The organism is Flavobacterium sp. CF136, from assembly GCF_000282055.1.
Taxonomy (GTDB): domain Bacteria; phylum Bacteroidota; class Bacteroidia; order Flavobacteriales; family Flavobacteriaceae; genus Flavobacterium.
On record NZ_AKJZ01000008.1, the window covers coordinates 101,658 to 120,912 of the forward strand.

General features: G+C 34.7%; 13 protein-coding genes. 3 read left to right on the forward strand and 10 right to left on the reverse strand.

The genetic code is table 11. From position 1 onward, the window contains the following. Positions 1-184 precede the first annotated feature (184 nt). The 5 genes from PMI10_RS02935 to gltB all read right to left on the reverse strand — a co-directional run bounded on the left by PMI10_RS02935 (position 185) and on the right by gltB (position 10,310). Positions 185-1,135 carry a phosphatase PAP2 family protein gene (locus tag PMI10_RS02935; RefSeq protein WP_007804309.1) on the reverse strand — a complete coding sequence of 317 codons (951 nt, stop codon included), beginning with the start codon at positions 1,133-1,135 and terminating at the stop codon, positions 185-187. A gap of 429 nt (positions 1,136-1,564) precedes the next feature. Then, positions 1,565-2,782: a diaminopimelate decarboxylase gene (gene lysA, locus PMI10_RS02940; RefSeq protein WP_007804311.1), complete on the reverse strand. Its 1,218-nt coding sequence runs from the start codon at positions 2,780-2,782 to the stop codon at positions 1,565-1,567. Positions 2,783-3,070: 288 nt separating this feature from the next. After that, the gene (locus PMI10_RS02945; RefSeq protein ID WP_007804315.1) at positions 3,071-4,075 is read right to left on the reverse strand and encodes a virulence RhuM family protein; all 1,005 of its coding nucleotides are present in this window, start codon (positions 4,073-4,075) and stop codon (positions 3,071-3,073) included. Between the two features lie 261 nt (positions 4,076-4,336). Then, entirely contained in the window at positions 4,337-5,791 is a 1,455-nt protein-coding gene (locus tag PMI10_RS02950) for a glutamate synthase subunit beta (protein WP_007804317.1), read from the reverse strand. Positions 5,792-5,795: 4 nt separating this feature from the next. Then, positions 5,796-10,310 carry a glutamate synthase large subunit gene (gltB, locus tag PMI10_RS02955; RefSeq protein ID WP_007804319.1) on the reverse strand — a complete coding sequence of 1,505 codons (4,515 nt, stop codon included), beginning with the start codon at positions 10,308-10,310 and terminating at the stop codon, positions 5,796-5,798. 416 nt (positions 10,311-10,726) lie between these two features. Between gltB and sucC the strand changes: the two genes are divergently transcribed. Further along, positions 10,727-11,920, forward strand: coding sequence for an ADP-forming succinate--CoA ligase subunit beta (sucC, locus tag PMI10_RS02960; RefSeq protein WP_035631260.1), 1,194 nt, complete (start codon positions 10,727-10,729; stop codon positions 11,918-11,920). A 282-nt stretch (positions 11,921-12,202) separates the two neighbouring features. Here the strand turns inward: sucC and PMI10_RS02965 are convergent, their stop codons facing one another. Genes PMI10_RS02965 through PMI10_RS02975 form a run of 3 tightly spaced genes read right to left on the reverse strand, consistent with a single transcriptional unit; the run spans position 12,203 to position 15,040 of the window. Beyond that, a complete protein-coding gene (locus PMI10_RS02965) occupies positions 12,203-12,664 on the reverse strand; it encodes a DUF1456 family protein (RefSeq protein ID WP_007804323.1) in 462 nt (153 codons plus the stop codon). 42 nt (positions 12,665-12,706) lie between these two features. Further along, on the reverse strand, positions 12,707-13,717 hold the full coding sequence (locus PMI10_RS02970; protein WP_007804325.1) for a dipeptide epimerase: 1,011 nt from the start codon (positions 13,715-13,717) through the stop codon (positions 12,707-12,709). 27 nt (positions 13,718-13,744) lie between these two features. After that, positions 13,745-15,040, reverse strand: coding sequence for an anthranilate synthase component I family protein (locus PMI10_RS02975; protein WP_007804327.1), 1,296 nt, complete (start codon positions 15,038-15,040; stop codon positions 13,745-13,747). A gap of 278 nt (positions 15,041-15,318) precedes the next feature. On the opposite strand from PMI10_RS02975, the gene PMI10_RS02980 reads away from it, so the two are divergent. Both PMI10_RS02980 and PMI10_RS02985 read left to right on the forward strand, forming a co-directional pair. Beyond that, a complete protein-coding gene (locus tag PMI10_RS02980; RefSeq protein WP_007804329.1) occupies positions 15,319-16,215 on the forward strand; it encodes a DUF4349 domain-containing protein in 897 nt (298 codons plus the stop codon). A 208-nt stretch (positions 16,216-16,423) separates the two neighbouring features. Next, a complete protein-coding gene (locus tag PMI10_RS02985; RefSeq protein ID WP_007804331.1) occupies positions 16,424-16,801 on the forward strand; it encodes a DoxX family membrane protein in 378 nt (125 codons plus the stop codon). 144 nt (positions 16,802-16,945) lie between these two features. On the opposite strand, the gene lpdA is transcribed toward PMI10_RS02985, so the two are convergent. Then, positions 16,946-18,349 carry a dihydrolipoyl dehydrogenase gene (lpdA, locus tag PMI10_RS02990; protein ID WP_007804333.1) on the reverse strand — a complete coding sequence of 468 codons (1,404 nt, stop codon included), beginning with the start codon at positions 18,347-18,349 and terminating at the stop codon, positions 16,946-16,948. A 239-nt stretch (positions 18,350-18,588) separates the two neighbouring features. Further along, positions 18,589-19,044: an Lrp/AsnC family transcriptional regulator gene (locus PMI10_RS02995; RefSeq protein WP_035631271.1), complete on the reverse strand. Its 456-nt coding sequence runs from the start codon at positions 19,042-19,044 to the stop codon at positions 18,589-18,591. Between the last annotated feature and the right edge of the window lie 211 nt (positions 19,045-19,255).

A 19,255-nucleotide genomic window follows, 5' to 3' on the forward strand; every position in this document is an offset into this window, starting at 1 on the left:
TAATGGAAGTTCATTTGGTATGGAAGAGCAAAAAAATCCCATTCATCTTTTGAGATGTCATAACGTGTTGTTATAAGTCGCAAGCTAGAGCCACATGTCATTTCTGAACATATCGCCGAAGCATTCAATATCGAAGTTTATATCGTGACAGATGGTTAAAATAAATTTTGTTATAATTCAGAGTCTAAAAAGTTCCAATAAAATGGAGCCCAATCATAGAATTTGAAATTTGAGGGATTAATTGTTTTTGCATTCTAAATTTTTTAGAATTGTCGTTAAAAGCACTGGATTCATTTTTTGCTATTTGCTTACGGCTGCTAATTACTACAGATCGTCCAATTATTGTACCTATTAATCCACCTACCAATAAGTCGGAAACCCAATGGTCATGACTTTTTATATCTGCAAGGAATACCGCTGTTACAAATGTATAAGGGATCCAATAGTTGTTGTATTCCATTTGGAATACTTTTGCAACAGCAAAATAAGAGGTAGTATGAAAAGAAGGAAATGAAGTACCAGGACCACCTTGCTCGAAGTGAATCCCATGGAAGTTTCCAAAATCCCATGGATCTTTTGTCCAGGGCTCTACTACAGGTTTATCATCATTTATTCTTCTTTGAGGCCTGTTTCTCGATGTTATCGTTTTTAGAAATATCTGAGTTATAACATAAGAATATGCTAAAGATTTAGCAGCATTAAGAGCAACAACTTGTCCTTTTTTGTTGTTAATAATTAATGAACCTGCATACAGTCCAATGATTGGGTAAACAATATAGGGGTCATCTCCGGTTATAATTTTAGTATTTTTTGGTCCAATATCAGGCAAACTATAATCAATATTCGGTTCAATCTTATCGTGCAAAAAACCTGTAGTTTGTTTGTCAATGGCTATTAAACCAATTATCCCCGCAGTATAAAGAGCTGTTCTTTTCCAGTTACCTGACACGTTATGTCCCATTGCTGAAAAATCACCCGGGACACTATGAAAGCTGTCTGCAAGTACGGAACCTGCTACTTTGAACCGATTGTCTTTTTTTATTTTTATGCTGTCATTTTTTATCTTTAGGCTGTCATTCTGAGAAAGGCAGGAAACCGAAAGTATGCTTAAAAAGATTAGAATGTAAAATTTCATAGTAAACCATTTTAAATTAAAACTTTATTTAATACATATCTATGGATGCAATTATTTGTAAGTAAAACATACTTCCACAAAATGTTAAAAATCAGCATCTTGAAACACAAAAACACCCTCTATCTCAAATTTAATAAAAAAATATGTAAGAATTTTTATAAATAATAAATTCTTTGTATTGTAAATTAGACTAAATCAGATGTTTACAGAAATAAAATATCTGATTTAGAAGTAGTTGAATTTATCTCTATTGACAGTGAAAATTCTTTGTTTAAAGGGATTTGGCTATCGCTCGTGTCTTCCTTCATCATTATGACAAACGGGATGAGAGCTTCGACTTCGCTCAGCCTGACCTTATTGAGCAAAAAAAATCCCATTCACCTTTCGGGAATGGGACTTCATCATTGATATTCTCTTTTTTTTTTATTTTTAAACTGTTGCTTCTACAGGCAACGGAATTTGATTTTTAAGCAAATCTTCGAATGTTTCGTGTTGACGAATCAGGATTCCCTGACCGTTCATCCATAAAACCTCAGCCGGTTTGTATCTTGAATTGTAGTTCGATGCCATTGAGAAACAATATGCTCCTGCGTTTCTGAATGCTAAGATATCGCCTTCTGCAATTTCCGGGATTCTTCTGTTGCTTGCAAACGTATCGGTTTCGCAAATGTATCCTACTACGGAGTAAAAACGCTCTTTCCCTTTTGGATTTGAGATGTTTTCAATATGGTGCTGTGAACCGTAGAACATTGGACGAATCAAATGGTTGAAACCACTATCAATTCCGGCAAAAACTGTTGAAGTCGTTTGTTTTACTACGTTTACTTTCGCCAAAAAGAAACCTGCTTCGCTCACTAAGAATTTTCCAGGTTCGAAAATCAGGGTTAAATCTTTGCCATATTCAGCACAAAAAGAATTGAATCTTTTTGATAATTTTTTACCTAATTCCTCAATATCCGTTTCGATATCGTCTTTTTTGTAAGGTACTTTGAATCCGCTTCCGAAATCTAAAAACTCCAGGTTTTTGAATTTTTTAGCTGCGTCGAATAATATTTCGGCTGCATATAAAAACACTTCAATATCTAAAATATCAGATCCTGTGTGCATGTGGATACCTACGATATTCATATTCGTATTTTCTACAATACGCACTAAATGAGGTAATTGATGTACAGAAATTCCGAATTTACTATCAATATGACCTACCGAAATATTTTCGTTCCCACCCGCCATTACGTGCGGATTGATACGTATACATACAGGTACGGTTGGATATTTTGTTCCGAATTGCTCTAATATGGAAAGGTTGTCAATATTAATCTGAACCCCCATTTCGGCAACTTGCTCGATCTCTTCCAACGAAACACCGTTTGGTGTAAAGAAGATTTTTTCAGGTTCATAGCCAGCATGAAGCCCTAATAAAACTTCCTGAATTGATACAGTATCTAAGCCTGACCCCATGTTCTTTAATAACTGAAGAATCGCAACATTAGACAAAGCCTTCATGGCATAGTTAATTCGCAAGTTTTCTACCTTAGAGAAAGCTTTCGTTAACCTGTTGTACTGTGATTGGATTTTTTCGGCATCATAAACATATAATGGACTTCCAAATTGGTCTGCTAACTGCAGTAAATCTTTTGCTTGCATTGTTAAACTATTTTAAGCAAATTTATTACTCTTTTGAGAGTATACAAATTAAATGTAGAAAAATAACAAATTATAACAAATTGTTTCAAAATAAACATTTATCTTTTATATTATTGTTTTTTGGAACAAATGTAATATAAAGTAATATTTGATTTTTTGTAACTTCCAGTTGCAAATTATCTTTGATTATCCAAACGTTCATATATTCGTTAAGAACACCCATAATCATCAGTAAATTCTATCTTACTTACATTAGAAAACAATGGTTAAAATATTAATTTCAGGTTATTATTTTTTATTATTTTTAATCTCTTGTTCCAAAGCTTTCAGTTCTTGCAAATCTTCGAGATCTGCTTTTTTAGCTTCTTCTGTTTTTCGTTTTGTATTAAAAGTGCGATAGACTTTTTCTGCTATTTCCTCCATTTGGGGATTACTAATACTGCCTTTGCCATGTAAGATAGGTTTGTCGTTCAGGTCTAAAATTTTATCTACATTTTCTTTCCAAAAATTCATTGTAATATCCTGCCTGTTTTTGGCTCTCAATTCCGCTGTTTCCAAAAAGACAACTATAAAACGATTCAGGCTGTCAATTTCATCTTCGGTTAGGTAATTCTTTGCAATAAAAATATCCTGTTTTCTTACCACAGTTCCTTTCCAATTGGTTAATGCCATATTGGTTTCGTTTTCATTAGCCCTGCTTACTATAATTTCGGCAGCAGTTTTTCCTGTAATAGCAAAGAGTAATTTATTCTGTGTTTCAGCAAAAAACATTTGAGTTGCTTTGTCAGTAGCATCATAGTCGCTGCTCAGGGCAAACAAATCTCTTACTTTTTGGTAAAAACGTTTTTCAGAAGCTCTAACGTCTCTTATCCTGGCAAGCAGTTCATCAAAATAGTCAGGTCTTCCATCAGGATTTTTAAGGCGTTCATCATCCATAACAAATCCCTTAATCATATATTCTTTCAGATTGTGATTTGCCCATTGCCTGAACTGTGTACCTCGTTTGCTTCGTACCCTAAAGCCAATAGCCAAAATCATATCTAAACTGTAAAAAGTTACATTATAATTTTTACCATCTGAAGCAGTTGTCAAGTAATCCTTGACAACTGAATTCACATCTAACTCTCTATCCTCCAGTATATTTATTATATGCAAGCTGATATTTTGTTTAGAGGTGTCAAAAAGTTCTGCAAGTTGTTGCTGATTCATCCAAACAGAATCCTCTTTTACATAAAGAGAAACAGCAGATTTTCCATCCTGGGTATTGTATATAATGATATTTTTATCTTCCATAATGTCTCATTAAAAATGCTTAAATTTCAACTATTGCTTGAGAATTTATAATCTTTAAAACCGACTAAAAGTAATCCTTTTTGAACTAAATAATCTATCAACACTTAATAATTTTTGAGGTATTTATTTTTGGAATTCATCAATAGATACTGTTCAATAAGGAAGATTTAGTTTATTCATTTTTACATTTCAAGATATTTTTTGAACAAAAAAAAGACCTTGAAAATGAATCAAGGTCTTTTAAAAATATTTCTTTTGTTATTATACTCCCAATAAATCTCCACCTTCTTTAGTAGGCAAATCAGATTTACCCATTAAGTAAATATCAACTTGTCTGGCGGCCTCTCTACCTTCAGATATCGCCCAGACAATTAATGATTGCCCTCTTCTCATATCTCCGGCAGTAAATACGTTTGGAACATTAGTCTGGTAATTATGAGCTTTGTAGTTGCTTCTAAAATCAAGTTCTAATCCTAATTGCTCGCTTAACGTTTTTTCCGGTCCGGTAAATCCAAGTGCCAATAAAGCTAAATCACAAGGCCATACTTTTTCAGAACCTTCTACTTCAATTAACTCAGGACGTTGTCCGGGAACTATTTTCCAGTCAACATTTACTGTTTTTAAAGCTATCAATTTACCATTGGCATCCTTGATAAATTCTTTTGTGTTAATTAACCAGTTTCTGTCACAACCTTCTTTGTGTGAAGTTGATGTTTTTAACTGCAGCGGCCAGTAAGGCCAAGGAGTCGATTTATCTCTTCCTACCGGCGGCTTAGGCATGATTTCGAAGTTAGTTACCGATTTTGCCCCGTGACGGTTTGATGTCCCTACGCAATCAGATCCTGTATCTCCACCTCCAATTACAATAACATCTTTACCGGTTGCCAATACCTGATTTTCAATTTTCTCTCCGTATAGTACTTTTGTTTGTTGAGACAAGAAATCCATAGCCTGAACCACACCATCAGCATCAGCTCCCGGAGTAGGCAAACCTCTTCTTTCTGTAGCTCCGCCACAAAGTACAATAGAATCGAATGCTTTTAAATCTTCAATAGCGTAATTTACACCAACATTAGCATTTACTTTAAAAGTAATTCCTTCTGCTTCTAAAATAGCCACACGTCTGTCGATAATCCCTTTTTCTAATTTAAAATTCGGAATTCCATAACGCAATAAACCTCCAATAGCATTGTCTCTTTCAAAAACAGTAACAGTATGACCTGCTCTGTTTAATTGTTGTGCTGCTGCCAAACCTGCAGGACCGGAACCTACAACTGCAACTGTTTTACCAGTTCTTACCTTTGGTGGCTGTGGTTTGATCCATCCTTCCTTAAAAGCACGTTCAACGATATTTTTTTCAATATTCTCTATAGAAATTGGATCTTCAATAAGTCCTAACACACATGCTTTTTCACATGGTGCCGGGCAAAGACGTCCTGTAAATTCAGGAAAATTATTGGTTGAATGTAAAATCCATGAGGCTTTTTGCCATTCTTCCTGATACACCATGTGATTGAAATCGGGAATTAAATTCCCAAGAGGGCAACCACTGTGACAAAAAGGAATACCACAATCCATGCAACGAGATCCTTGAGTAGTAATTTCAGCTTCACTCAAAGGAATCGTAAATTCATTATAATTTCCTACACGTTCTTTAACCGCTAGATATGATTCGTCTTGTCTTTCGAATTCTTTAAAACCTGTTACTTTTCCCATTGTATTATGCTGTTAATTCTTCTACCATTTGTTCTTCTGTTTCCAGACGCTTTAACGCTTTTTTGTACTCTGTAGGCATAACTTTTACAAAATTGTCTAAGCTTGTTGCCCAATCATTTAATAATTCTTTCCCTCTGCTGCTTTCCGTGTACAGAACGTGTTTTTCAATCAATCCTCTTAAGTCAGCTTCATCTTCGCCTTCGACTGTTTCGAATTCAATTGTTTCAGTATTACACAATCCGTTCTTAAATTTGTGTTCAGGATCATAGATATAAGCAATACCACCACTCATACCTGCCGCAAAATTACGGCCGGTACTGCCCAGTACTACAACTTTACCTCCGGTCATGTACTCACAACCGTGATCTCCAACACCTTCCACTACAGCAACCGCTCCAGAATTACGTACTGCAAATCGTTCTCCGGCTATACCATTAATATAAGCCTCTCCTTCGATTGCACCAAATAAACAAACGTTTCCAACAATGATATTCTTCTCAGCTACAAAAGTGGCTTTTGCAGGTTTTTTAATGATTAATTTAGCTCCGGACAATCCTTTACCTAAATAATCATTCGTATTTCCTTCTACAGTAAATGTCAGTCCATGAGCACTAAACGCCCCTAAACTCTGACCTGCAGAACCAGTAAAATTAATATTTAAGGTATCCTCAGGTAATCCAAGGTGACCATATATTTTAGAAATTTCATTACTTACAATAGCACCAACTGAACGGTTTATGTTGTTGATTGGATACGCTAAAGTCATTTTTTCTTTTCTGTATAAAGCACGGTGAGAATCTTTCAGGATTTGGAAATCCAATACACCTTCTAAATTATGGTCCTGCTTTTCTGTATTTGAAACTGGCATTGTTTTATACGCTGCCGGTCTGTACAAAATAGAAGATAAGTCTAAACCTCTTGCTTTATAGTGATCAATAGCTTTGTTAGAATTGATTTTATGGGTTTGTCCCACCATTTCTCCTAAAGTTCTGAATCCTAATTGCGCCATAATACCTCTCAATTCTTCTGCAACATAATAGAAGAAATTAATAACGTGTTCTGGTGTTCCTTTGAAATTTTTACGCAAATCTTTATCCTGAGTAGCAATTCCTACCGGACAAGTATTCAGGTGACATTTACGCATCATGATACAACCGGAAGCTACAAGAGGAGCGGTTGCAAAACCAAATTCTTCAGCACCTAATAAAGCAGCAATAGCTACATCACGTCCAGTTTTTAACTGACCGTCACATTCTACAACAATTCTGCTTCTTAAGTTATTCAATACCAAAGTTTGTTGTGCTTCTGCCAATCCAAGTTCCCAGGGAAGTCCGGCATGTTTCAATGATGTTAAAGGAGAAGCTCCTGTTCCACCATCATAACCTGCAATTAAAACAACATCAGCTTTCGCTTTAGCAACACCTGCAGCGATTGTTCCAACTCCAACTTCAGAAACCAATTTCACATTGATACGGGCTTCTCTGTTGGCATTTTTCAAGTCAAAGATTAATTGTGCCAAATCTTCAATAGAATAAATATCGTGGTGTGGCGGAGGCGAAATCAATCCTACGAAAGGAGTTGAATTACGTGCTTCTGCAATCCACGGTAATACTTTTTCTCCGGGTAACTGACCACCTTCTCCGGGTTTAGCTCCCTGAGCCATTTTAATCTGAATTTCTTTTGCGCTTGATAAGTAGTGGGAAGTAACTCCAAAACGTCCCGAAGCAACTTGCTTGATAGCCGAGTTACGACTGTCTCCATTGATGTCCGGCTGAAAACGTTTTCTGTCTTCTCCACCTTCACCTGAATTGGATTTTCCTCCAATACGGTTCATTGCAATAGCTAAATTTTCATGCGCTTCTCTTGAGATAGATCCGTAAGACATTGCTCCCGTTTTGAAACGTTTTACAATTTCTGTCCATGGTTCAACTTCGTCTAATGGAATTGGATTTAAATTATCAAATTCAAATAATCCACGAATAGTCATTAAATTTTTAGCCTGATCGTTAACTGCATTCGAATATACATCGTAACTAGCCTGATCACTCAATCGAACAGCCTGTTGTAATTTGGCAATCGTAGTTGGATTAAACATGTGTCTTTCTCCATTACGTCTCCATCTGTATTCTCCTCCAATATTTAAACCTAATCTGTTTGGAATTAATTTATCAGGGTATGCATATTTGTATCTTTCCGTAATTTCTTTTTCAATTTCATACAATCCAATACCTTCAATTCTTGAAGTAGTATATGGGAAGTATTTTTGAACAAATTTAGAATTGAATCCAACAATTTCAAAAATTTGAGAACCTCTGTATGAATGTAATGTTGAGATTCCAATTTTATTCATAATTTTCAAGATCCCTGAACCAATAGCTTTATTGAAATTGTCAACCGCTTTTTGTTCACTGATTCCGGTAATGAATCCTTCCTGTACCTGTACACGAATAATTTCATTTACCATATATGGATTAATCGCACTGGCGCCATATCCAAACAATGTAGCAAAATGATGCGGTTCACGTGGTTCAGCAGATTCCATAATAATATCAAAATAAGAACGCTTACGCAAACGGTTCATTTGATGATTTACATAGGAACATGCCAATAACGCAGGAATCGGTGCAAACTCTTTATTAGCCCCTCTGTCTGAAAGAATAATAATATTTGTACCTCTTTCTACTGCCTTTGTTATTTGGACAATAATTGCGTCTAAAGCATTTTCCAAACCATTCATACCCTCCAATTTAGGATATAAAATTTCAAACGTTTCTGCTTTAAAATTATCAATAGAAATCGTTCTGATTTTTTCTAAATCACCATTAGAAATAACCGGATTCTGAATTCTTAATTTTCGGCATTGTTTACTGGTAATATCAAAAATATTACGATCCTGGCCTAAATTCAAAGCAATATCAGTCACAATTTCTTCACGGATTCCATCCAAAGGCGGATTGGTAACCTGAGCAAATAACTGTTTGAAGTAATTTGGAATTAACTGAGGTCTGTCTGATAATACCGCAAGAGGTGTATCTGTTCCCATCGAACCCAAAGCCTCTTTACCGGTTTGAGCCATTGGCGTAATCACATCCTGAATATCTTCTAAGGTATAGTTAAAAAGACGTTCTCTTGTTGGCAGATCGATAGTTTCTATAGGACAAACTTCAGATGTTGAAGGAACATCCCTTAGATGTAATCTATATTGATCAAGCCATTCCTGATAAGGTCTTTCAGAAACAATTTTGCTTTTAATTTCTTCATCATTAATGATGCGTCCATTGTTCATATCAACCAGGAACATTTTCCCCGGCTCTAATCTACCATGGCTTTCTACATCTTCTGCAGGAACATCTACAACTCCGATTTCGGATGCCATAATTAACTTACCACTTTTGGTAACAGTATATCTTGAAGGTCTTAGTCCGTTACGGTCCAATAAAGCACCCACATAATCACCGTCAGAAAAAGGTACAGAAGCAGGACCATCCCATGGCTCCATGATACAAGCATTATATTCATAAAATGCTTTTCTTTCAGGCGACATTGTTTTGTGTTTTTCCCAGGCTTCAGGAATCATCATCATCATTACTTCAGGCAATGATCTTCCGGTATGCGTTAATAATTCCACAACCATATCCATAGAAGCAGAATCTGATTTGCCCGGTAAAATAATTGGGAATAATTTATCGATTTGCGGTCCGAAAACCTCACTTTTCATAATTTCTTCACGAACACGCATTCTACTCACGTTACCACGCAAAGTATTGATCTCACCATTTTGACACATATATCTAAATGGCTGAGCCAATTCCCACGTAGGCATTGTATTAGTAGAGAAACGCTGGTGTACTAATGCAAGACGAGTAACCAAATCCGTTTGTTGTAAATCGGTATAATACGGACCAATATCTTCAGGCATAATGATACCTTTATATATTATGGTCGTTGTAGATAAACTTGGAACGTAAAAATAAGAGCTTTGCGATATTTTTGAACTTCTGATAATATGCTCCGTAATTTTACGTGCAGCATATAATTTTGCTTTAAATACAGCATCCTCAATAGCTTCTTTTTTTCCAATAAAAAGTTGCTCGATTTTTGGCTCTGATGCTAATGCAATTTCACCTAATTGAGAAGAATCAACCGGCACCTCTCTCCATCCTAAAACAGAAAGTCCTTGTGCTTTGACTTCTTTTTCAAAAATATCTTTACAATAATCGTATTGATTTGTAATTTTTGGCAAAAACACCATTCCAACAGCATATTCACGTGCAGCAGGCAATTCAAAACCTGACACCCTCTTGAAGTACTCGTGAGGAATATCTATTAAAAGTCCAGCTCCATCTCCTGTTTTACCATCAGCACTCACTCCACCCCTGTGTTCCAGTTTAACTAGTATTTCAAGAGCGTCATGAATAATTTGGTTTGTCTTTTCTCCTTTAAGATTGCAGATAAAACCAGCTCCGCAGTTTTCGTGCTCGAATTCTGGCAAATAAAGGCCTTGTTCTTTTAGTTTCATTCTTGATATTTTTTTTTTACAAAAATAAAGATTTCGTTAAACATAATGTATCGAAATTATAATTTCGCTTACACTTTTATAGGAATATTAGAAAAACGGTTCTTAAATGATAATAATTTTACAGAACGCATTGTGAATTGCCAAAATGATAATCTGTTTTAAATTATATTAAGAAAAATCAACAAGAAGTACCAGAAATACATTGCTTTTATGTTAAATCTAAAACGATATAGGGTCCCGGAATTAACATTTAAAACATATTTGTTTAACCTTATATTGACTTTAAAATAAAATTATTTAACAATCCGGAGCTGGTTTATTATTAATTAAAAAAGATTTTACTTTTAAGTTGAATTTTGCTACTTTTGTCGCACTTTTATTCTGAACTAAATTCAGAACCAGACAAATTCTATATTATGAACATACACGAATATCAAGGAAAAGAAATTTTAGCGAGTTACGGAGTACGCATTCAACGCGGAATTGTAGCTAATAATGCAGTTGAAGCTGTTGCTGCTGCAAAACAATTAACTGCCGAAACCGGTACAGGATGGCATGTAATAAAAGCACAAATTCACGCAGGTGGACGTGGAAAAGGTGGTGGAGTTAAGCTGGCTAAAAACTTGCAACAAGTTGAAGAAATTGCTGGACAAATCATCGGAATGCAATTGATTACACCTCAGACTTCAGCTGAAGGTAAAAAAGTAAACAAAGTTTTAGTAGCTGAAGATGTTTACTATCCTGGTGAAAGTGAAACTTCTGAATTTTATGTTTCTGTTTTATTAAATAGAGCTACAGGCCGTAACATGATTATGTATTCTACTGAAGGTGGAATGGATATTGAAGAAGTTGCTGAGCACACACCTCATTTAATTTTTACTGAAGAAGTTGATCCTTCTGTTGGATTACAAGGTTTTCAGGCAAGAAGAATTGCCTTTAACTTAGGTCTTTCAGGAAATGCTTTCAAAGAAATGGTAAAATTTATCGATTCATTATACAATGCTTACATTGGTTCTGATGCTTCTATGTTTGAAATCAACCCGGTTTTGAAAACTTCAGACAATAAAATTATGGCTGTTGATGCTAAAGTAAATATCGATGATAATGCTTTATACAGACAAGCTAAATATGCTGAAATGCGTGACATCCGTGAGGAGAATCCAATCGAGGTTGAAGCTAAAGAAGTAGGACTAAATTATGTAGATCTTGACGGTACAGTTGGATGTATGGTAAACGGAGCCGGACTTGCAATGGCAACTATGGATTTAATTAAATATGCTGGTTTTGAGCCTGCTAACTTCCTTGACGTTGGTGGAACTGCCGATGCAAAACGTGTTGAAACTGCTTTCCGTATTATCTTAAAAGATCCAAACGTAAAAGCAATTTTAATTAATATTTTTGGTGGAATCGTTCGTTGTGACCGTGTGGCACAAGGAGTTGTTGATGCTTACAAAAATATGGGTGATGCTATCAATGTGCCGATTATTGTTCGTTTGCAAGGAACAAATGCTGAAATTGCAAAAGAATTAATTGATAATTCAGGTATGCCAATTTTATCTGCTGTTCAATTTCAGGAAGCTGCAGATCAGGTTAAAGCTGCATTATCTTAATCAAATAAGAAATAGTTATATAAAAAATCCCTCCGAATATCGGAGGGATTTTTGTTTGCAGTTATTACACAAATAATATTCCGTTTTCAAAATGTTTTTGAAAAACAAGATATACGTAGAGTCGCACAGCAGCGTCTACGCAATGTTTGTTACCGATCTTGATTCACGAGACATGTTAGACGCACTGCTGTGCGCCTCTACGATAAAATCTTTGGTAATAAAAAAATCCCTTCGATTGTTTCTCGAAGGGATTTATTAAATTATGATATTGTATAATATCTATTATTTTTTGTTTTTACCGTTTTTGTAAACTACTTTTTCTACAACCTGTATCTTAGGTGTAGCTTTCGAATTATTTTTCTTGAAAGGTTTTTTAGCAGCTCCGGGTTTTGACGGCTTCTGATCGCCCCTTGCTCTTTCACTGTCTTTTGGGCTAGCTTTAAATTCAGGTCTTTCTTTGGAAGTTTCTTTCTTCGGAATTTCAGCTTTATGTTTAGCTAAAACATCATTTGGATTTTTCGGATTTTCCTTAGTTCCTCTTAAATGAATCACCAATCCGTTTAAGAAGTTACGCAAAACCTGATCACCGCATTCCATGTAATTCTCATGATCTTCAGCTCTGAAAAAAGCACCTAATTCTGATTTTGTAATTCTAAAATCTACTAATTCTAAAATTTCAACTATTTGGTCATCACGGAGCATTAAAGCCACGCGAAGTTTTTTTAGGATATCGTTATTTGTCATCGTTTAATTTTTTACAAAGGTACATTATTTTAAAAGGAAATGTTAGAACAAAATTACTCCCGTTCCGGTTCCGTCAGCATAAAATGTCTTACCATTTTTAATGATAACACCGCTCGCAATATCTTCGGTTAATAATAATGCACCGTCCATATCTACATAATCCAATTCGGGTAATAAATGTGCAATGGCCGAAATTCCAACAGTAGATTCCGTCATGCAGCCTACCATTGTTTTTAAACCTAGCTTTTTAGCTTCGGCAATCATTCTTCTGCCTGGAGTTATACCGCCGCATTTCATCAGTTTTATGTTTACACCGTGAAAATGATTGTGACATCTGGCAACATCTGCTTCTTCAATACAGCTTTCATCAGCCATAATGGGTAAAACCGAATTTTTAAAAACTTCACGCTGTCCTTCCCAATCATTCGCTTTTAAAGGCTGCTCTATAAATTCGACACCTAATTTTTTAAAGATTTCGGCATTCGATAAAGTCTCTTCTACAGTCCAGGCACAATTCGCATCAACCCTAAAAATCGCATCGCTGTGTTTTCGTAATTCGGTTACAATTGCAATATCATCAGGAGTCCCGAGCTTAATTTTGTAAATTGGCCATGGAAGTTCCTTCATTTTAGTAATCATATTTTCAATACTATCAATCCCAATCGTATAATTGGTTAATGGATTATGTGTAATATCATAATTCCATAATTCGTGTAATTTTTTACCTTTTTTTCGAGCATATAAATCGTTATACGCATTGTCTAAAGCGCATAAAGCAAAAGGATTTTCGATAAGTAACGGATTTATTTTTGACCAGAATTCCTCAGGCGTTTCATCAGAAGCTGCCTCTACAATATCACGGATTCTTTCAATGTCATTCTGCAAAATTTCAACAGTAATATTATAATACGGATTTGAAGTTGCTTCTCCGTATCCTGAAAACCCATCTTCCTGTAATTCGACTATAAGGGAAGGCTGAAAATCGATCGATTTTCTTGAAATTCTAAAAGTGTGTTTTAATTTTAGATTATAGGTTCTTAAGATTAATTTCATTGCAGACACTTTTCAAATTTATTGTTTTCAAATTGAACCTGATAATACTTCAGACATTGCTTTAGCCTTTAACAAACATTCTTCATACTCCTTTTCCGGAACAGACTGAGCGGTAATAGCACTCCCAACAGAAAACGAAACATATTGATTTTCCTGATTGTACAAAATACTTCGTATTACAACATTAAAATCAAAATCGCCTTCGGGTGTAAAATAACCCACCGCTCCGCTATACAAACCACGTTTGGTTTCTTCAAGATTTTCGATGATTTTCATTACTGAAATTTTTGGAGCCCCCGTCATACTTCCCATTGGGAAAGTCGTTTTTAAAACATCAACAGGAGAATATTGGGCATCTAATTTTGATGTAATCGTAGAAATCATCTGATGTACCTGCAGAAAAGAGTAAATCTTGCAGAGTTCCGTGACTTCTACCGAGCCTTTTTGGGCGGTATGCGACAAATCATTACGTACTAAATCAGTAATCATGATGTTTTCGGCCCGTTCTTTTGCATCGGTTTCCAGATCTCGTTTCGACTTTTCATCTTCATTTATATCTGAAAATCGTTTTGATGTTCCTTTTATTGGTTGAGAAATAATCGTTTCACCGACTTTTTTAAGATAACGTTCCGGTGAAGCTGAAAGCAAAAAGTGTTTATTGTTTTTAAAGAAAACTGAAAATGGCGCTTTTGAAATATCATTCAGCTTTTGAAACTTTTCCAACGGATGGATAACAGCATTTTCAGCAAAAAATTCCATACAAAAATTTGCTTCATACAGATCTCCCGCGTGAATATGTTCAAGAATTTTATTTACTTTTTCAACATATGATTCTTTAGAAATACGCTGTTGTATTTTTAAAGAGTCTTCACTTTCGACTTTTGACTTTTGACTTTCGACTATGTCATTAAAATCATCTTCGATCTCATCATCACAAAGCAATAAATAGTGCATTTCAAGTTGATTCCCTTTCAATGCAAGTATTTTTTTTGGTTGAAAGAAAAACAAATCCGGAAAATCCAAACCATCAAAATTTGATGATCTCAAAGGCTCTACGTCATTTTTCAAGTCATAAGACAAATAACCAAAAAGCCAGTCTTTTGTAGTTTGCTGATATTGCTTTAAATCCTCAAAAGCATTATGAAAATCAGTCTTTAAAGATGTAAAAGCATCAACAGCCATCATACAATCGAAACTGGAATATTCTTGTGGATAGGAATTACTATCCAAAAAAACAACCTCGCGAAATTGTTGTGACCAACTTAAAAGTTGCTGTTTAAACTGCTCTGGATCCGGAATGTGCTTGTGAATGGAAACTCTCAAAAATGAATCAATTTTAGACTTCAAAATTACGACAAAAAAATTCCTTCAATAAAGTAATCTTAAAAAAATATTGGCACACTTTTTAGTATATCGAATTAACACTTATTCTTAAAACTTTTCCTGCCTATTTGATTAAAAAATTACTCACGAAAAAATAGCACAGATTGAATTAGAGTTCATTATAAAAATCAGTGGAAATCTTTTTAATCTGTAGCAAAACTAAAATCAGTCTGATGAGCAGACGATCAATTATTTATTAATCAAATTTTATAACCTTTATGAAAACAATTGCAAAATTAGGCTTGACTACCCTGGTAATCATCGCCTTATTATTTTCCTGTAAAAAAGCAGACTACGCTTCTTCCGAAGAAACTACAGATTACAAAACTTCAGCAGACAGCACTGCAGTATCATCATCGGCTGCGGTAGAAAAAAAAGACAGTAAGCAGAAATTTATCCGAACTGCCGATATTAAATTTAAGGTTAAAAACGTCGTCAAGTCAACTTATGCAATTGAAAATGCCACTCAAAAATTTGGAGGTTTTGTTACTTACACCAATTTACAAAGCAACATTCATGATCAGATTAAGACCAAAATCAGTCAGGACAGCACCTTAGAAACGACAAAGTATACCGTTGAAAACAATATTACGATTCGGGTACCCAACACTCAATTGGATACGGTAATTAAAACAATTGCAAAACAAATCGATTTCCTTGATTTCAGAGTAATCAAAGCAGATGATGTTTCATTAAAATTATTATCGAATCAGCTTTCTCAAAAAAGAAGTACCAATACTGAGAAAAGAGTTGAAAAAGCAATTGATGAGAAAGGCAAAAAAATAAATGATATTATGGAAGCCGAAAATACTTTGGCAAACCGGAAAGAAGCAAATGATAATCGCACAATCGATAATTTATCTTTACAGGATCAGATTAACTTTAGCACGGTAACATTACAGCTTTACCAAAACGAAACCATCAGACAAGAAATAATGCCAAGCGAAAAAAACAGCGATGCTTACAAACCAAATTTAGGTATTCAAGTTCTGGATTCATTAAAAAATGGCTGGTATATTCTTGAGTCAATCTTTGTATTTATAATTAATCTTTGGCCTTTTATTTTGATTGGTTTTGGCACATTTTTCCTTTATAAAAAATACATTAAGAAGTAAGAAGGGATAAGAAATTAGCAATTTCATAAGAAAAAATTCGTTATATTTGATATAGAATTAAATTAATCCTAAAATAGAATTGTATTGATTATAAAATTCTCAGTAAAACAGTCGTAAAAACAGATTTTCATTTTTATTGGAGAATTAAAATTAGTAATGTTTATCAGCAAATAATTTATATTTTTTAACCTATTAAAATCCTAATATTATGAAAATTGCTACCATTATTATCCGTACTTTAATTGGCCTTTTGCTCCTTTTTGCCTCACTCAGCTATTTTTTTAATCTAATGCCGGCTGAGCCGATAACAAACGATAACTTTAAAGCTTTCAACATGGGGTTAGTTGCTTCTACTTATTTATTTCCATTAGCAAAATCAATAGAATTAATTTGCGGTTTAGCTTTTGTTAGTGGGCGTTTTGTAACTCTTGCCAATATTTTAATTCTTCCTATTACCGTTAACATTTTATTTATTAATTATTTTATGTCTCCGGAAAAATTGCCTATTGCAGCCTTGTTATTTTTAGCCAATTTATTTCTAATATACAGATACTGGGATAACTACAGAAGTGTTTTCAGACCATAAATATTTTCATCTTAATAGTAAACCCGACAGATTTTAAAAACCTGTCGGGTTTGTTATTTAAAATTTACAGCAACATATTTTTAGACAATAAAAAAACCGTCAAAATATAAATTCTGACGGTTTAAAAAATATGATTTACGTAAATTATACGTGTAATGCTCTGTTATCTGTAGCGGCTAAAGCTGCTTCTTTTACTGCTTCAGCAAAAGTTGGGTGTGCGTGGCTCATTCTTGAAATATCTTCAGCAGAAGCTTTAAATTCCATTGCAGTTACTGCTTCAGCAATTAAATCTGCTGTACGGGCTCCAATCATGTGAACACCTAAAACCTCATCAGTTTTAGCGTCAGCAATGATTTTTACGAATCCGTCTAAATCTCCACTTGCTCTTGCACGACCTAAAGCTTTGAAAGGAAAACTTCCCACTTTATATTCGGCTCCAGAAGCTTTTACCTGCTCTTCAGTTTGTCCGACTGCAGCTACTTCCGGCCAGGTGTAAACTACACCAGGAATTAAGTTATAATCGATATGTGGTTTTTGACCTGCTAAGATTTCAGCAACCATAGTTCCTTCTTCCTCTGCTTTGTGTGCCAGCATTGCTCCACGAACAACATCACCAATTGCATAAATATTAGGGATGTTAGTTTGTAAATGGTCGTTTACTTCAACTTGTCCTCTGTCTGAAATTTTAACTCCGGCTTTGTCAGCATTCAATCCGTCTGTATAAGGACGACGACCAACAGAAACTAATGAATAATCCCCTTCTAAAGTAATGGTTTCTCCTTTTGCATTTTCAGCCTGAACTACAACTGCATCGCCGTTTCTTTCTACCGATTTTACTTTGTGGGAAACGTAGAATTTCATTCCTTGTTTTTTCAATACTTTAGTCAATTCTTTAGACAAAGCACCATCCATTCCAGGAATAATTCTGTCCATGAATTCAACTACAGAAACCTGAGCTCCTAAACGTAAATAAACTTGTCCTAATTCAATTCCGATAACGCCACCACCAATAATAACCAGGTGTTTTGGAACTTCTTTTAAAGCCAAAGCTTCAGTCGAAGTGATGATTCTTTCTTTATCAATTTTGATAAATGGTAAAGAAGATGGTTTTGAACCTGTTGCGATTACCGTATATTTTGCTTCGATAGTTTCAGATGTTCCGTCAGCTTTGGCAACTGCAATGTGTGTTGCATCAACGAAAGAACCTAAACCATTGAAAACAGTAATTTTATTTTTATCCATTAGGTAGTTGATTCCACCTACAGTTTGATCTACAACTGCTTGCTTACGGGCAATCATTTTCTCTAAATTGATTTTCACATCTCCGGAAACTTCAATACCATGATCTGCAAAATGTGCAATTTCTGCATAATGATGAGAAGATGACAATAATGCTTTTGAAGGAATACAACCTACGTTAAGGCAGGTTCCTCCCAAAGAGTTATACTTTTCTACAATTGCTGTTTTGAAACCTAATTGTGCGCAACGAATTGCTGATACATATCCGCCAGGACCTGAACCTATAATGACTACGTCAAATGAACTCATAGTTTGTCTATTTTTATTTTTAGCGGTACAAAATTAAGGAATTAAGTTTTGTTTAAAGTTTAAATTTCAATGTTTTTTGTGAGGATTTTGTTCTGGAGGTTTAACCGCAAAGTTTGCAAAGGTTTTGTTTTTTTTAGTCTCGCAAAGACGCGAAGTCGCAAAGTTTTTATATTCTTTGCGACTTCGCGTCTTTGCGAGATTATTCTAAAAGCAAACTCAGAACCTTAACCTTAGTAACTTTAAAAAACAACCGTCGAATTCTTCACTTCGCTAATCATAAAGGTACTTTGCGTACTTCCAATGTGTTGTAACGTTGTGAGTTTGGTTACCAAAAATTCCCTGTACGCTTCCATGTCTTTTACTAATACTTTCAAGATATAATCGTAATCACCGCTTACGTGATGGCATTCTAAAACTTCACTGAGCCGGATGACTTCGCTTTCAAATTTGGTTAAGAATTCTTTGGTGTGCTGAATGAGTTTGAGATGACAAAAAACTACAAATCCTTTTTCGATTTTAGATTTATCTACTAAAGCTACATAGTTTTTGATGATTCCTTCACGCTCTAACTTTTTGATACGCTCGTAAACGGCCGTCACTGAAAGATTGAGTTTTAGAGATAATTCTTTGGTTGTCTTTTTACAATCGGTTTGTAATAAAACCAATAGTTTTTTATCGGTGGCGTCTAAAGTCATTTTTGTGTTATTGCGAGAAACGAAGCACTCGAGCGCAGCGAACTGAGCGTAAGCTAATCTCATCCTCAAGGTTTGTATTTTATTTTTTATTGAAATGAAAAAAAATCTATTTATTCAGGTTTTTCAAATCAAATTTAGACAAATAATCTTTATTAATTTATTTTAATAGTTTTAAAATCTAATTATAAACATAATGGTTGATTAATTTTCT

Excerpts from the sequence above, each read along its gene's own strand:
- PMI10_RS02935 (WP_007804309.1), bottom strand. The coding sequence starts at position 1,135 with ATGAAATTTTACATTCTAATCTTTTTAAGCATACTTTCGGTTTCCTGC.
- lysA (WP_007804311.1), bottom strand. The coding sequence starts at position 2,782 with ATGCAAGCAAAAGATTTACTGCAGTTAGCAGACCAATTTGGAAGTCCA.
- PMI10_RS02945 (WP_007804315.1), bottom strand. The coding sequence starts at position 4,075 with ATGGAAGATAAAAATATCATTATATACAATACCCAGGATGGAAAATCT.
- PMI10_RS02950 (WP_007804317.1), bottom strand. The coding sequence starts at position 5,791 with ATGGGAAAAGTAACAGGTTTTAAAGAATTCGAAAGACAAGACGAATCA.
- gltB (WP_007804319.1), bottom strand. The coding sequence starts at position 10,310 with ATGAAACTAAAAGAACAAGGCCTTTATTTGCCAGAATTCGAGCACGAA.
- sucC (WP_035631260.1), top strand. The coding sequence starts at position 10,727 with ATGAACATACACGAATATCAAGGAAAAGAAATTTTAGCGAGTTACGGA.
- PMI10_RS02965 (WP_007804323.1), bottom strand. The coding sequence starts at position 12,664 with ATGACAAATAACGATATCCTAAAAAAACTTCGCGTGGCTTTAATGCTC.
- PMI10_RS02970 (WP_007804325.1), bottom strand. The coding sequence starts at position 13,717 with ATGAAATTAATCTTAAGAACCTATAATCTAAAATTAAAACACACTTTT.
- PMI10_RS02980 (WP_007804329.1), top strand. The coding sequence starts at position 15,319 with ATGAAAACAATTGCAAAATTAGGCTTGACTACCCTGGTAATCATCGCC.
- PMI10_RS02985 (WP_007804331.1), top strand. The coding sequence starts at position 16,424 with ATGAAAATTGCTACCATTATTATCCGTACTTTAATTGGCCTTTTGCTC.
- lpdA (WP_007804333.1), bottom strand. The coding sequence starts at position 18,349 with ATGAGTTCATTTGACGTAGTCATTATAGGTTCAGGTCCTGGCGGATAT.
- PMI10_RS02995 (WP_035631271.1), bottom strand. The coding sequence starts at position 19,044 with ATGACTTTAGACGCCACCGATAAAAAACTATTGGTTTTATTACAAACC.